The following is a 15140-nucleotide window of genomic DNA, read 5'->3' on the forward strand; positions in this document are numbered from 1 at the left end:
TTTAACGTTGTATGAGGTGATATGATGAAATGCATCATTGGACTGGGCAATCCGGGAAGGAAATACGAAAAAACACGTCATAACATCGGGTTCATGGTGATAGACCAGCTTTCTTCGGATCTCGGAATCGGGCTCTCACAGAATAAATTCAAGTGCAGCTACGGTGCTGGATACGTAAACGGCAAAAAGGTCATGCTGGTCAAGCCGCAGACATTCATGAACCTCTCCGGGGAAGGTATCCGCCCGCTGCTGGATTATTATAAAATCGCCGTGGAGGATATCCTGGTGCTGTATGATGACCTTGATCTGCCGGTCGGCAAACTGAGGCTCAGGCAAAAGGGTTCGGGCGGCGGCCATAACGGCATAAAATCCCTGAACCAGCATCTGGCGACGGATAAATACAAACGCATCCGCATCGGCATCGACCGGCCGGAGCCGGGCGGTTCCATCACGGGTTATGTGCTCGGCAGGTTCAGGAAAGAGGAAGCGGCACTGATCGACAAAGTGACAGCCAGGTCGGCAGAGGCGTGCGCAGATTTTGTAACGGTGCCGTTCCAGGATGTTATGACTGAATATAATGGTGATGTAAATGAACAGTAAAGTATCGGAAAGGATACAGCAGGATGAGCGGTTCCTCGAAGTGGCGGATCATAAAGACCGCCTCAATATGATGGTGACCGGCGTAAACGACGATTTCAAGCCGACGCTCCTGTACGAGCTGTCGAGGAAGGAAAGCCGTCCGGTCGTCCTGTTCGTACAGAATAACCATCAGATGGAGAAGATTGCGAATCCCCTGATGGATATGATGGACAACGTCTACACTTTCCCTGTAGGCGATATCATGATAGAGAATCATGCCAAACAAAGCCCTGAATTCATGAAATCCAGGATGAGTGCATTGTTTGCTCTGGCGCACAACGAGCCGGGGCTGTTTGTCGTGCCGGTACATGCACTTCTAAAGCCACTGATGCCGAAGGAAAAGCTTCTCAGCTACGAAAAGACGATAAAGATCGGCACCATCCTGGACTATGATGGGTTCATGGAAGATCTGGTGAGTCTGGGCTACAGAAGGATGAACCAGGCGGTCCATTTCGGGGAATTTGCTGTACGCGGGGATATCATCGATATCCATATGCCTGAGCAGCTCGTACGTGTCGAACTCTTTGATGATGAAGTGGATTCCCTCCGGGCCATCGACCCTGAGACGCAGCGTTCCATCGGCAATCTCGATTCCTTCACGATGGAGCCTTATGCAGAGTATATACTTGAACCACAAGAGCGCGAAATTCTTCTTGGGAAGATAGAAACGCTGTACCAGGAGACGAAGGAAGGGCTCGACAGTGCCTCTTTGGAGACGCTCGAGGACTACTATGACACAGTGACCCATCCCGATCAGACATTCAACCACCTTGTACAGTACAGCCACCTCCTCGAAGGCGGTGAGATCTCCATCCTCGACTACATTACGGACGGCCACCGCGTCATCATCGATGAAGTCAAGAACATGGCGGCGGCATATGAAACAGAATTCAATTCTGTCGGCACCTACTACGAATCGATGGTGGAAGCCGGGCGCATGCTAAAAGGCGGCGGCAACTATCTGGAGGACCAGTACGGGCGCCTGCTTGCACGTGATGGCAGCACATACTTCAACCTGTTCACGAAAAGCATGCCGGTTGAAATTGGGCATATTGTAAAGATTTCCGTCCGGCCGACTGAAATATACTACGGCCAGTATGACATACTGGCATCCAACCTGAATAAGATGCTCGGTGACGACTATATGATCAGCATCGTCCTCCGTGACGAGGAGGAGGTGTCGAAGACGCACCAGCTGCTCGAGGATCTGAAGATCCAGAGCTATATCGGGGAGATTCCGGTGGATTCAGGCATTGTGCTGACCACCGGTACGCTCGGGAAAGGGTTCATCCTGCCGTTCATGAAAGTGGCTGTTTTGGGGTCGAAGGAGCTCTACAACAAGACGGCACGCAGGAAGAAGCGGACGAAGAAACTCTCCAACGCCGAAAAGATCAAATCCTACCAGGAGCTGAATGCGGGTGACTACGTCGTCCATGTCCATCACGGCGTGGGCCGCTACATGGGCATCGAAACACTGGAAGTCGGCGGCATCCATAACGACTACATGAAACTGCAGTACAGTGGCACAGATCAGCTCTATATCCCTGTCGACCAGATGGACCTGGTCCAGAAATATGTCTCAAGTGATGACGGCCAGCCGAAGATGCATAAGCTCGGCGGCACCGAATGGAAGAAGACGAAGGCCAAGGTCGAGGCAAATGTCAATGAAATTGCGGACGAGCTGCTGAAGCTCTATCAGGAACGGTCACAGTCTGAGGGCTTCCGGTTCTCGGAAGATACGGAAATGCAGGCTTCTTTTGAAGCGCGCTTCCCGTACGAGCCGACACCCGACCAGTATGCTTCTGTCGGGGAAATCAAAAAGGACATGGAGAATATTCGTCCGATGGACCGCCTGTTATGCGGGGATGTGGGATACGGCAAGACCGAAGTGGCAATCCGGGCGGCATTCAAAGCAGTGCAGGACGGCAAACAGGTGGCATTCCTCGTGCCGACGACGATCCTTGCAGCACAGCATTTCGAAAGCCTGATCGAACGGATCGAGGACTTCCCGGTCAACGTCGAGATGATGAGCCGCTTCAGGACACCGGCCCAGCTGAAGAAAACACGGGAAGGCCTTAAAAAGGGGACGGTCGACATCGTGGTCGGCACCCATAAGATTCTGGCGAACACCGTCGAATACAAAGACCTCGGCCTCCTGATCATAGACGAGGAGCAGCGCTTCGGGGTGAAGCACAAAGAGAAGATCAAACAGCTGAAGACGAACGTGGATGTGCTGACGCTGACAGCAACACCGATCCCGAGGACGCTCCATATGAGCCTGACCGGTGTCAGGGATCTCTCTGTCATTGAAACGCCGCCGGAAAACCGGTTCCCGGTACAGACCTACGTGCTCGAATTCCAGCCGAATTTCGTCAAGGAAGCGGTGGAGCGGGAACTTTCCCGCGGCGGTCAGGTGTTCTACCTGCACAACCGGGTGGATACGATCTATCAGAAGAAAGCGCATGTCGAGGCGCTGGTCCCGGATGCGGAAGTTGCGGTGATGCATGCGAAAATGAACGAGAAGGAAGTCGAGGAGACCATGCTTGCGTTTGTAAACGGAGAGTACGATGTCCTTGTCACGACGACCATCATCGAGACCGGTGTGGATGTGCCGAATGCCAACACACTGATCATCGAGGATGCCGACCGGTTCGGTCTCAGCCAGCTTTATCAGCTCCGGGGCCGTGTCGGCAGGAGCAGCCGCATCAGCTATGCCTACCTCTTCCATCAGCCGGACAAGGTGCTGACGGAAGTGGCGGAAAAGCGTCTTGAGGCCATCAAGGAGTATACAGAGCTCGGCAGCGGATTCAAGATCGCCATGCGGGACTTGAACATCCGCGGGGCGGGGAATCTGCTCGGCAAGCACCAGTCCGGGTTCATCGACTCCGTGGGATATGAACTTTATTCCGAAATGCTGGAAACGGCCGTCAAGGAGAAACAGGGCATCGAGCCGGAGCCGGAACCGGTGAACATCCCTGTGGACATCACCCTCGATGCCTATATACCGGGCACCTACATTACGCATGAGCAGTCCAAGATCGATATTTACAAGCGTCTCAGGAAGGCGGATTCCATCGAAGCCATACAGGACATCGAAGATGAGCTGCTCGACCGCTTCGGTGACTATCCGGTTGAAGTGGAACGGCTGCTGCAGCTTGTCCGCATCAAAGTGTATGCCCTACTGTTCGGCATCTATCAGGTGAAAGAGGACAGCCGGCACTTCCACCTCCATGTCTCACGGAATGCGACAGAGCAGATCGACGGGGAGAAACTGTTCATGGATACGGCGGAATACGGCCGCATCATGAAGATTTCCGTGCAGGATAACGAGATGAAGATCACGCTCAGAACCAAGGATGTGGCGCAGCTCATCGAAATCATGAAAGCAATCCAGGACAGCAGGATGGAGGAAGCGATATGAATAAAATAGAAATCATCGGACTCGGGACATCGGATTTGGATCAGATGCCGCTCGGCGTATGGAAGCGTCTCAGGTCAGCGGATAAGGTCCATCTGCGCACAGACGGCCATCCCGCGGCGCGTGAGCTTGAATCGGAAGGCGTGGAGACTGTAAGCTTCGATCATCTCTATGAGGCGCATGATACCTTCGAGGAGACCTACACGGCGATTGCGGATGCACTCGTTGCCGCGGCCCGTGACAGTGATGTCATATACGCCGTTCCGGGGCATCCGATGTTTTATGAAACGACGACGGAACTGCTCCTCGCGTGGCAGGAGTCAGGAGAAATCCATGTGGAGGTGTCGGGTGGACAGAGTTTCATCGATGTGGTCATCGCTGCACTCAAAGTGCCTGTGAATGAAGGGTTCCAGGTGCTCGACGGCACCGCACTTGCAGTCGGCGATCTTGATTTCAGCAAACATACGCTCATCACCCAGGTATACGACACGCTCAGCCTGAGTGAGGCGAAGCTTACACTGCTGGAGTACTATCCGCCGGAGACGAAAGTGCAGCTGGTCGATGCAGCGGGGGGTAAGGATGAAAGGATATACGACACCGGGCTCCATGAGATCGACCGCCTTAATATCAGCAGCAATCTGCTCTGTCTTTATATACCGGAGACGGAGGACGTCAGGCTGGCGGAACGCGATATCCATTATATGACCGAAGTGTTCGATACGCTTGTCGGCGAGGACGGCTGCCCGTGGGATAAGGTGCAGACCCATGAATCGCTTGAAAAGCATCTGATCGAGGAAACGTTCGAAGTCATCGAGGCGATAGAACGGCAGGATGACGACGCAATCGTTGAAGAGCTCGGGGATATTCTGCTGCAGGTCGCACTTCACAGTTCCATCGGCAAAAAAGAGGGGTATTTCGATTTCTTCGATGTGCTCGGAAGCCTGAATGCGAAAATCGTCAGACGGCATCCTCACGTATTCGGGGATGAGTCGGCGGAATCAGTGGATGATTTGAAGCGCATATGGAGCGACGCCAAGAAAAAGGAAGGCAAGAAAGAGAAGATAAAGTATGAGAAGGAATACGGCGAAAAAGTGCTCGGCTGGATGAAGGAGACCATCCATGAAGGGCGCACGCTGGAAGAGATACTGAAGAGCGGGGGGTGAATAACATGAGATTGGATAAATTCCTGAAAGTGTCACGCGTAATCAAACGGCGCCCGCTCGCAAAGGAACTGAGCGACGAAGGGCGTGTGAAAGTGAACGGCAGGACGGCAAAAGCCGGAGCCGACCTTTCTGTCGGTGACGAGGTGGAAATACGGTTCGGCCGGAAGGTCCTTACATTCGAAGTGCTGGAGCTCGGGACGCATGCCAAAAAAGAGGATGCGGAGCGTATGTATAAAGTGCTGAAAGAGGAAAAAATTGAAAGTGAGACTGATTTTCTCTAGTAAACATGTCGCTTATGGTGTATTTTATAAATAGAGAATGCACAATTAAGGGATGTGATGCATTGGCTAACAAAGTGGTCAGGATGATCAATGGTTACACGAAAAAGCGGGATGCCGAAAAGAAGGTGCGCCGCAGTGAAAACCGTGTTGCCAAAAAACGTACAATGCTGTTCGGCAGCCTGATGCTGCTGGTGGTGGGCATCCTGCTGATCGTGGCTTTCAACCAGAAGACCCAGAACCAGCTGCTGCAGGAGGAACTCGTTCAGACCGAGGAAGTCATGGATGAACGGGTGGCCGAGGAAAAAGACCTTGAGCAGCAGATAAAGCAGCTGAATGATGAGAACTATATCGCAAGAATTGCACGGAGTGAATTCTTCTTCTCTGAAGAAGGGGAGATTGTGTTCAATTTGCCGGAAACAAACGATGAAAACGCTGAAAAAGAAGCACAGGAAGAATAATCGTTACAATATTGTAATGATTATTTTTCTTTTTAATGGTATTATTATATATAGAGAGTAAATGATAATTGGGAGGATAATATATCAAGATGTCAGTTGAAGTGGGCAGTAAAGTTATCGGGAAAGTCACGGGTATCAAGAATTTCGGTGCGTTTGTTGAATTGCCGGGAGGAAAGACAGGACTAGTGCACATCAGTGAGGTTGCGGATCAGTATGTAGAGGATATTAATGAGCATCTCAGTGTGGGCCAGGAAATTGAAGTGAAGGTCCTATCCGTCGGAGACGATGGTAAAATCAGTCTGTCCATAAAGAAAGCAAAAGAACAGAAACCAAAACCGAGGCCGCGCAGGGAAAGTTCGCCGGAAGATTTCGAGAAGAAGCTGTCGAGCTTCCTGAAGGACAGTGAGGACCGCCTGTCTACGATCAAAAGGCAGACGGAATCACGCCGTGGCGGCAGAGGTAAAAGATAATAGATATATACAGACGATTCCAGTAATCGTCTTATTTTATTTTACGGGAAGTGTGGGCTATGGAACTAAGATGTTCCTGGGACAGAGATGATACGGTGGCACTTGCGATTTCCGGCGGTGTGGACTCCATGGTCCTCTATCATCTGTTGAAAACTTCATACAGGGACACTTTCGGACGTCTGATACTGCTGCATGTCAATCACGGCCAGAGGGTGGCATCGGAAGCGGAGGCGGCCCACATAGTGAATATGGCCGCAGCGGACGGTATCACGTGCGAAACGGTCCGGCTTGATATCGAAAAGGATGATTTCAGCCAGGCGGCGGCGCGGGAAGCACGCTATCAGTTTTTCGATGGGATGATGGTGCGCCACGGCGCCCGTGTCCTCCTCACCGCCCATCATCTGGATGACCAGTACGAATCGGTGATGCACCAGCTGCTCACCGGCAGATACCTGCCGGGCAGGATGGGGATACCATACGCGCGGGAGGAAGAGGGCTACCGCATCATCCGGCCGCTGCTCCGCATCCCGCGTGCGGCAATCGAAGCCTATGCCGGCCGTCACCGAGTCACGTACTTCGAAGACGAGTCCAACAGCGGCACCGGCTATACCCGCAATTATATCCGTCACAATCTGATGAAGGATATCAGGGCATCGGAGCATCTCCAGCCGGACCAGCTTCTGAAGCTGGCGGAGGATCTCGGTGAGGTCGACGGCATGCTGCGCGAAGAGGCGGCGGGCTTCATCTCGGGCCGGCAGGTGCTGTCACGGAAAGAATTCAACAAAAGGCGCAGGATCAGCCGTATCTATATAGTGAACGCGTGGCTCGCCTCCCACGGGCTCGGCGCGAGACGGAGGTACATTGAAGAGATGCTTGATGTGGCATCCTCCGGCACCGCCCAGGCGGAATTCCCCGTCGGCGGCCGGCTGGTGGTGATCGCCTATGACGAAATGCGTATCGAGGCAGGGGACTCTGTCACGCTTCACCATCTCGACATCACCGAGAACGGAATGTACAGCTTCAACGGATACGAAATCACGGTCGAAATGGACCCTTCGGAACTGCCCGTCCGCGTACGGACGAAAGAGGAAGGGGACAGGATCTTTGTGCCGGGCGTCGGCACAAAGAAGCTCTCCCGTCTGTTCATCGACCGGAAAGTGCCGAAGGATGAACGGGAAACCATGCCGGTGGTCACAGGACGGAGTCATCAAATTATTGCAGTGGGTATAATTTATAATATAATGAAGACACGAGGGAATCACAGTCGATTAAGTGTCGAAAAAGGAGTAAGGCAATGAGTATTAAAAATGACATCAGCGAGGTTGTATTGTCCGAGGAGGAAATCCAGGCAATCGCAAAAGAACTGGGGGAGAAGATCACCAGGGACTATGAAGGGAAGACGCCCATACTCGTTGGGCTGCTCAAAGGCTCCATCATGTTCATGTCCGACCTGATCAAATACATAGATACGCATCTTGAGATAGATTTCATGGATGTTTCAAGCTATGTAGGCACGAAATCTTCCGGGGAAGTAAAGATATTGAAAGATCTCTCCACTTCAGTGGACGGCCGTCATATCCTGATCGTCGAAGATATCATCGAAACCGGGACGACATTGAACTCGATCGTCGATCTGATCGCCTACAGGAATGCAGCATCACTTGAGATTGTGACACTTCTGGATAAGCCCGTGAACCGCAAGCTTCACGTGGATGTGAAATATGCAGGGACGGAAATCCCTGATGGATTCGTCGTCGGATATGGACTTGATTTCGATGAAAAGTACAGAAATCTGCCATACATCGGCCTTTTGAAACCAGAGCTTTATCAATAAATCAAAACAGTGGAATAGTATTGTGAAATTATGGTATTATTTCTGTTAGTCGTATTAGAAATGGAGGTTTACGGATGCCTAAAAATGTGGGCCGTAACATAGTGCTGATATTGATTTTATCAGTGATCATGTTTGGTATTTTTCAAAGTTTTAATGGCGATTCCGCCCTCGAGGAAGAACTGCAGTACAATCAATTTCTCGATGAGCTGAACGCCGGTAACATAGAAGAGCTGTCAATTCAGCCGGAGCAGAACGTCTACCTGATCGAAGGGAGACTGGCCGGCCAGGATGAGCAGGAATCCTTTACATCGGTGATTCCGTACAACAGTACAGAAGATCTTGACCAGATACTGGAGACTGCAAAATCGCAGGATGGTCTGAACTTCACCATTGAACCTGCGGAGGAGCAGAGTCCATGGACAAGCATGCTGTTCACATTCATACCGCTCCTGCTTATCCTCTTCCTCTTCCTGTTCCTGATGAGTCAGGCACAAGGCGGCGGCGGAGGCGGCGGCAAAGTGATGAACTTCGGCAAGAGCAAAGCGAAGCTCTATGACCAGAATAAGAAAAAAGTACGCTTCGAAGATGTCGCAGGTGCGGATGAGGAGAAACAGGAACTCATTGAAGTCGTCGACTTCCTGAAAGATCCGCGCCGTTTCGACAGGATCGGCGCCCGTATTCCGAAAGGTGTTCTTCTTGTAGGACCTCCAGGTACAGGTAAGACGCTCATCGCCCGCGCGGTGGCAGGCGAAGCAGGCGTGCCTTTCTTCTCAATCAGTGGTTCGGACTTCGTGGAAATGTTCGTCGGTGTCGGTGCATCCCGTGTACGCGACCTGTTCGAGAACGCGAAGAAAAACTCACCGTGTATCATCTTCATCGATGAGATCGATGCAGTCGGCCGTCAGCGTGGTGCAGGTGTCGGCGGCGGTCACGATGAGCGTGAGCAGACGCTCAACCAGCTTCTTGTGGAGATGGATGGCTTCGGTGAAAACGAAGGCATCATCATGATTGCCGCAACAAACAGACCCGACATCCTTGACCCGGCACTGCTCCGTCCCGGCCGTTTCGACAGGCAGATCCCTGTCGCCCGTCCGGATGTGAGAGGCCGTGAAGCGGTGCTTAAAGTACATGCGAAAAACAAACCGCTTGATGAAACGGTTGATCTTGCCGCACTTGCTGCACGTACTCCGGGCTTCTCAGGGGCCGACCTTGAGAACCTTCTCAACGAAGCGGCTCTGGTGGCCGCAAGGGGGAATAAGCGCAAGATCGACATGCGTGATGTTGATGAGGCAACCGACAGAGTGATTGCCGGTCCTGCCAAGAAGAGCAAGGTCATCTCCGAGAAAGAGCGCAACATCGTTGCATTCCACGAAGCCGGGCATACAATAATCGGCATGGTGCTCGATGACGCTGATATGGTCCATAAAGTGACGATTGTGCCACGCGGACAGGCAGGCGGCTATGCGGTCATGCTTCCGAAAGAGGACCGCTACTTCATGACGAAACCCGAGCTCGAAGATAAGATCGTCGGTCTTCTCGGAGGCCGTGTGTCAGAGGAGATCAATTTCGGGGAAGTTTCCACAGGTGCCCACAATGACTTCCAGAGGTCTACCGGCATTGCACGCAGCATGGTTGTGGAATACGGTATGAGTGAAAAACTCGGCCCGCTCCAGTTCGGCGACTCCAACGGCCAGGTATTCCTGGGTAAAGATATGCAGTCGGATCCTAACTATTCTGATGCGATTGCATATGAAATCGACCAGGAAATGCAGAATATCGTCAAGACGCAATACGAACGCTGCCGTCAGATTCTGACTGAACACCAGGAGCAGCTGACATTGATTGCCGAAACACTGCTGGTCGAAGAGACGCTTGACCGTGAACAGATCGAGGGACTCTTCTATAACGGCAAATTGCCTGAACGCAATTTCGAAGATCATACAGTGGATGAAGACGAGGATAAAATCGGTCCGTCCTATGAAGACGTCAAAAAAGGTCTGGATGAAAATTCAGATGATGACGAAACTGAAGAACGTGACATGGTGGAGCGGGAAGAGACTTCCCGTGAGTACGACCGCCGCGAACAGGAACGCCGCGAAGAAGAACGCAACAGCCAGCACAGGCTGGCTGAAGAAAAAACAGATTCGGAGGAACCGGCGCAGGGGCGAGAAGGCCGTGACGGGGAACTCGATGATGACAGCAGAAGAAACTAAGACACATGTAAAGTCGCCCGGATGGGCGACTTTTGTGCGATATTAGGGAGGAAAACAAATGGATCATCTGATCAGAGGAATCGGAATGAATGATGAAATAAGAATTTTTTCTGTCGATACGACAGAAACGGTAAACGAGGCAGTCACAAGGCACGGGGCCTACCCGACAGCTGCTGCGGCCCTCGGCCGTACGATGACTGCCGGGCTCATGATGGGTTCTATGCTGAAAAATGAAGAGAAGGTGACTGTGACACTGCAGGGCGGCGGCCCGATCGGTGCAATCGTCGTCGACAGCAATGCCAAGGGCAAAGTGCGCGGCTACCTGAGCAACCCCCAGGTGCATTTCCCGCTGAATGAACATGGCAAGCTCGATGTCCGGCGTGCAGTGGGCACGGATGGATTTCTCAACGTGGTCAAGGATATCGGACTGAAGGAGCATTTCACAGGCTCGACCGAAATCATTTCCGGGGAAATCGGGGAGGACTTTTCCTACTACTTCTATACGAGTGAGCAGGTGCCTTCCATCGTGGCACTCGGTGTGCTTGTGAACCCGGACAACACGATCAAAGCCGCCGGCGGCTTCATCATACAGGTCATGCCCGGCGCGAGCGAGGAGACGATGGACTTCCTCGACAGGCGGGCGGGTGAAATGACACCTGTATCGAAGCTGATCGACCAGGGTCTCACGCCTTCGGAGATCATCGACGAAGTACTCGGCCGCGACAACTGGCGCAAACTCGATGAAATGCCTGTGGCGTTCGAATGTACATGTTCCAAGGAGCGTTTCCTGAATGCTATTGCTACACTTGATGCCCAGGAAATTGTTACAATGATCAAAGAGGACGGCGGAGCGGAAGCGGACTGTCATTTCTGCCGCAACAAAGTCTGGATCGAGAAAGAGGAGCTTGAGGCGCTTATCACGCATTAAAGTTGATTTCACGGTGCATTAGTGGTACACTATTCATAGCTATTAACTAGGGATAAAGGAGCATATTATGAGTAAAATTTATAATAACATTTCAGAAGTGATCGGCAACACACCACTTGTAAAATTGAACAACCTTACTGATGATGACTCAGCTGATATTTACGTTAAGCTTGAATTCATGAACCCTGGAAGCTCTGTAAAAGACAGAATCGCGCTCTCCATGATCGAAGCGGCGGAAAAAGAGGGCAGACTTGATAAAGACACGACCATCATCGAGCCGACGAGCGGCAACACCGGTATCGGCCTTGCCATGGTCGCCGCCAGCAAAGGGTACAAAGCGACGCTCGTCATGCCGGATACCATGAGCAAGGAACGCCGCAACCTGCTCAAGGCATACGGGGCGGAACTGATTCTGACTCCCGGTGCCGAAGGGATGAAAGGCGCGATAAAAAAGGCGGAGGAGCTTGCAGAGAAGCACGGCTACTTCATGCCGCAGCAGTTCGAGAATATGGCGAACCCTGAGATCCATGCGAAAACGACAGGCAGGGAGCTTGTGGAGCAGACTGAGGGGATTTCCGTCGACGGATTCGTATCCGGTATCGGCACGGGCGGTACGATTTCCGGTGCGGGAAAAGTGCTGAAAGAGGCACATCCTGAACTCAGGATCTATGCGCTTGAACCTGAAGACTCTGCCATACTGAGCGGCGGGGAGCCGGGCCCCCATAAGATCCAGGGCCTCGGCGCCGGATTTGTACCGGGTACACTGGATACCGAAGTCTACGATGAAGTCGTGACGGTGGGCAACGAGGCAGCAATGGAAAGGGCACGGGAAATGGCGGCAAAAGAAGGCATTCTCGGAGGCATCTCTTCCGGCGCCGCAGTCGAAGCATCCATCCAGGTGGCCAAGAAACTGGGCAAAGGCAAGAACGTCATCACGGTTCTGCCATCCAATGGTGAAAGGTACCTCTCCACACCGCTTTTCAATTTTGAAGATTAAGAACCACTGATGGCCAGATACCATATCCCGCGCGGGGTATGGTATTTTATTTTTGGCGCAGGCCATTATATTTCTCCCCCGGGACGTGTTATAATATGTCTATTATTATGGAATAGAGGATGATAGTATGGAGCGGCTCAAGATAATGGGCATACTGAATGTGACGCCGGATTCATTCAGTGACGGCGGGAAGTATAATTCTGTGGAGGACGCATTCGTCCGTGCACGCAGCATGGTCCATGAAGGTGTGGATATCATAGATGTCGGAGGCTATTCAACGCGTCCCGGCTACACGGAGATTACAGAGGAGGAAGAGATCAGCCGCGTCGTGCCGGTAATAGAAGCGATACGCGATCTCGGCCCTGCCATCTCCATCGACACTTTCCGGGGGCCTGTGGCACGCCGCGCGCTTGAAGCCGGCGCGACCATGATCAACGACCAGTGGCGCGGAACATATGATGAAACGATCCTTGACGCCGCCCGTGACTTCGATGCTCCGATATTCCTGATGCACAATAATGATCATGCATCGTACGGGGATGTGGTGGAAGACATGATACAAGAGCTTGTGGCGTCTGCGGAACTCGCCAAATCCCACGGTGTAAAGAATGGGAACATCTGGCTTGATCCGGGGATAGGCTTTGTGAAGTCCCGTGAAGAGGAACTGGAAGTCATGCGCCGTCTCGATGAGCTGGTCGCAGTCGGCTACCCTGTGCTCCTTGCGACGAGCCGCAAACGGATGATCAAGGAACTCATGGATGAAGAGACTCCCGCCCACGGCCGCGATGAGGCGACAGCCGCGACGACGATCCACGGCATCAACAAAGGGGTCGCCGGAGTGCGCGTCCACAATGTCGCATTGAACCGCAAGCTGGCGGATGCCTATGTCAGACTGAAGGGGGACCTCGATGGATAACATCAGATTAAACGGCATCAAGACCTATGCCTATCATGGTGTGTTCGATGCGGAACAAAAGCTCGGCCAGTTCTTCATCACGGATGTGGTCATGTATCTTGATCTTTCGGCAGCCTCTAAGCATGACGATCTGGAGCAGACTGTGCATTACGGTGAAGCTTATGCAATGATCGAGGAAATCATCAAGGGCCCGCCTGTGAATCTGATCGAGCATCTGGCGGAAAAAGTGTCGGGAGCCCTGTTTGACCGGTATGATAAAATAATAGAGACAGAAGTGACAATAGCGAAACCAAACCCTCCCATCGAGGGGAATTATGATAATGTGAGCATTACACTGAACAGAAAGCGGGAAGAATAATGGCAGTTGCATATTTGGGTCTCGGGAGCAACCTGGGAAACCGCAGGGAGAACCTTGATTCTGCCGTCCGCAGGCTCGATGAACAAAGCGAAATCAGTGTGACGGAACGATCGTCACTGTATGAGACAGAGCCGTACGGCAAAACGGATCAGCCGGACTTCATCAACATGTGTGTAGAGGTTGAAACGCGCATTTCACCTCTGGAGCTTCTGGAGAATGTGCTGGCCATCGAACATGAACTGGGCCGGGTGCGCAAGGAAGTATGGGGACCCCGGACAATAGATATCGATATTCTGTTGTATGAAGACCTGGAACTCTCCCTCGACGACCTGAGCATTCCGCACACGGAGATGCACAAGCGCGCGTTCGTTCTCGATCCATTGGCCGAAATTGCCGGCGGACGGATCCATCCGGGATTCGGGAAGACCGTACAGACGCTGAAGGAAGAACTGGAAGCCGGTGAGAAGAATGTTTAAAATCGGAGATGTGGAGATCGGAAACCGTGTGGTGCTTGCCCCTATGGCGGGCGTCTCCAACGCGGCGTTCAGGCTGACCGTCAAGGAATTCGGCGCCGGACTGGTATGTGCCGAAATGATCAGCGACAAGGCGCTTTTATTCGGCAATGAAAAGACGATGCGCATGCTGTACATCGATGAGAATGAACGCCCCCTGTCCCTCCAGATATCCGGCGGGGAGAAGGGCACGCTTGTCGAAGCGGCGAAATATGTGGATCAGAATACGACGGCGGACATCATCGATATCAACATGGGATGCCCGGTTTCCAAGATCATCCGCTGTGAGGCCGGCGCACGTTGGCTTCTCGACCCTGATAAGATCTACGACATGGTCAGCGCCGTGGTCGGAAATGTATCGAAGCCGGTGACAGTGAAGATGCGCATCGGCTGGGACAGCGATCATATTTACGCAATCGAGAATGCAAAGATGGCGGAGCGTGCCGGCGCAGCCGCGATCAGCATGCACGGACGGACCCGGGAGCAGATGTATGAAGGGGTTGCGGACTGGGATGTCATCAGACAGGTCAAAGAGGCTGTCAGCATCCCGGTCATCGGCAACGGTGATGTCACATCCCCGGAACTCGCTGAAAAGATGCTGGATGAGACGGGCGTCGATGCGGTCATGATCGGCCGCGAGGCGCTCGGCAATCCGTGGATGATCTACCGGACGGTGCATTATCTCGAGACGGGAGAACTCGCTGCTGAACCTGAAATGGGAGAGAAGATGGATATCATGAAGCTGCATATGGACCGTCTGATCCATCTCAAGGGCGAGAAACTGGCGGTACTCGAGATGCGCAAGCATGCGTCATGGTATTTGAAGGGCATCAAAGGCAACGGCAATATGCGCAGGCAGATCAACCAGGCCGGGTCGCGCCGGGAACTTGCAGGAATCATCGATGATTTCATAGAAGCGCACCAGGCAGATAAAAAACAAATGACAGTATAGG

At 52.6% G+C, this 15140-nt stretch carries 15 protein-coding genes; all 15 read left to right on the top strand.

Annotated elements, in window-relative coordinates; all coding sequences use genetic code 11:
• Positions 1–24 precede the first annotated feature (24 nt).
• The 15 genes from pth to dusB all read left to right on the top strand — a co-directional run bounded on the left by pth (position 25) and on the right by dusB (position 15139).
• A complete protein-coding gene (gene pth / locus WN59_RS03870) occupies positions 25–600 on the top strand; it encodes an aminoacyl-tRNA hydrolase (RefSeq protein WP_046512955.1) in 576 nt (191 codons plus the stop codon).
• Positions 590–4060, top strand: a complete 3471-nt coding sequence (mfd, locus tag WN59_RS03875) for a transcription-repair coupling factor (RefSeq protein ID WP_046512960.1) — start codon at positions 590–592, stop codon at positions 4058–4060. Before pth ends, mfd begins: the two co-directional genes overlap by 11 nt.
• Positions 4057–5220 carry a MazG nucleotide pyrophosphohydrolase domain-containing protein gene (locus WN59_RS03880; RefSeq protein ID WP_046512963.1) on the top strand — a complete coding sequence of 388 codons (1164 nt, stop codon included), beginning with the start codon at positions 4057–4059 and terminating at the stop codon, positions 5218–5220. The genes mfd and WN59_RS03880 overlap by 4 nt, the downstream gene beginning before the upstream one ends.
• 5 nt (positions 5221–5225) lie before the next feature.
• Positions 5226–5501: an RNA-binding S4 domain-containing protein gene (locus WN59_RS03885; RefSeq protein WP_046512966.1), complete on the top strand. Its 276-nt coding sequence runs from the start codon at positions 5226–5228 to the stop codon at positions 5499–5501.
• Positions 5502–5563: 62 nt separating this feature from the next.
• Positions 5564–5959 carry an FtsB family cell division protein gene (locus WN59_RS03890; protein WP_231577098.1) on the top strand — a complete coding sequence of 132 codons (396 nt, stop codon included), beginning with the start codon at positions 5564–5566 and terminating at the stop codon, positions 5957–5959.
• A gap of 89 nt (positions 5960–6048) precedes the next feature.
• Positions 6049–6429 carry a S1 domain-containing RNA-binding protein gene (locus WN59_RS03895; RefSeq protein ID WP_017550044.1) on the top strand — a complete coding sequence of 127 codons (381 nt, stop codon included), beginning with the start codon at positions 6049–6051 and terminating at the stop codon, positions 6427–6429.
• A gap of 59 nt (positions 6430–6488) precedes the next feature.
• Complete coding sequence (tilS, locus tag WN59_RS03900) at positions 6489–7727, top strand: tRNA lysidine(34) synthetase TilS (RefSeq protein WP_046512975.1); 1239 nt, start codon at positions 6489–6491, stop codon at positions 7725–7727.
• The gene (gene hpt / locus WN59_RS03905) at positions 7724–8263 is read left to right on the top strand and encodes a hypoxanthine phosphoribosyltransferase (protein ID WP_197073387.1); all 540 of its coding nucleotides are present in this window, start codon (positions 7724–7726) and stop codon (positions 8261–8263) included. Before tilS ends, hpt begins: the two co-directional genes overlap by 4 nt.
• Positions 8264–8337: 74 nt before the next feature.
• Positions 8338–10476, top strand: a complete 2139-nt coding sequence (ftsH, locus tag WN59_RS03910; protein WP_046512978.1) for an ATP-dependent zinc metalloprotease FtsH — start codon at positions 8338–8340, stop codon at positions 10474–10476.
• Between the two features lie 58 nt (positions 10477–10534).
• Positions 10535–11404, top strand: a complete 870-nt coding sequence (gene hslO / locus WN59_RS03915) for an Hsp33 family molecular chaperone HslO (protein ID WP_046512982.1) — start codon at positions 10535–10537, stop codon at positions 11402–11404.
• Between the two features lie 67 nt (positions 11405–11471).
• A complete protein-coding gene (cysK, locus tag WN59_RS03920; RefSeq protein ID WP_046512986.1) occupies positions 11472–12401 on the top strand; it encodes a cysteine synthase A in 930 nt (309 codons plus the stop codon).
• Positions 12402–12528: 127 nt separating this feature from the next.
• Complete coding sequence (folP, locus tag WN59_RS03925; RefSeq protein WP_046512990.1) at positions 12529–13317, top strand: dihydropteroate synthase; 789 nt, start codon at positions 12529–12531, stop codon at positions 13315–13317.
• Complete coding sequence (gene folB / locus WN59_RS03930) at positions 13310–13675, top strand: dihydroneopterin aldolase (protein WP_046512993.1); 366 nt, start codon at positions 13310–13312, stop codon at positions 13673–13675. Before folP ends, folB begins: the two co-directional genes overlap by 8 nt.
• Entirely contained in the window at positions 13675–14151 is a 477-nt protein-coding gene (gene folK, locus WN59_RS03935; protein WP_046512998.1) for a 2-amino-4-hydroxy-6-hydroxymethyldihydropteridine diphosphokinase, read from the top strand. The genes folB and folK overlap by 1 nt, the downstream gene beginning before the upstream one ends.
• Positions 14144–15139 (top strand): tRNA dihydrouridine synthase DusB, encoded by a 996-nt coding sequence (dusB, locus tag WN59_RS03940; protein WP_046513001.1) that lies wholly within the window; start codon positions 14144–14146, stop codon positions 15137–15139. Before folK ends, dusB begins: the two co-directional genes overlap by 8 nt.
• Position 15140 lies beyond the last annotated feature (1 nt).

It is taken from the genome of Salinicoccus sediminis, assembly GCF_000986795.1.
GTDB classification, from domain to species: domain Bacteria; phylum Bacillota; class Bacilli; order Staphylococcales; family Salinicoccaceae; genus Salinicoccus; species Salinicoccus sediminis.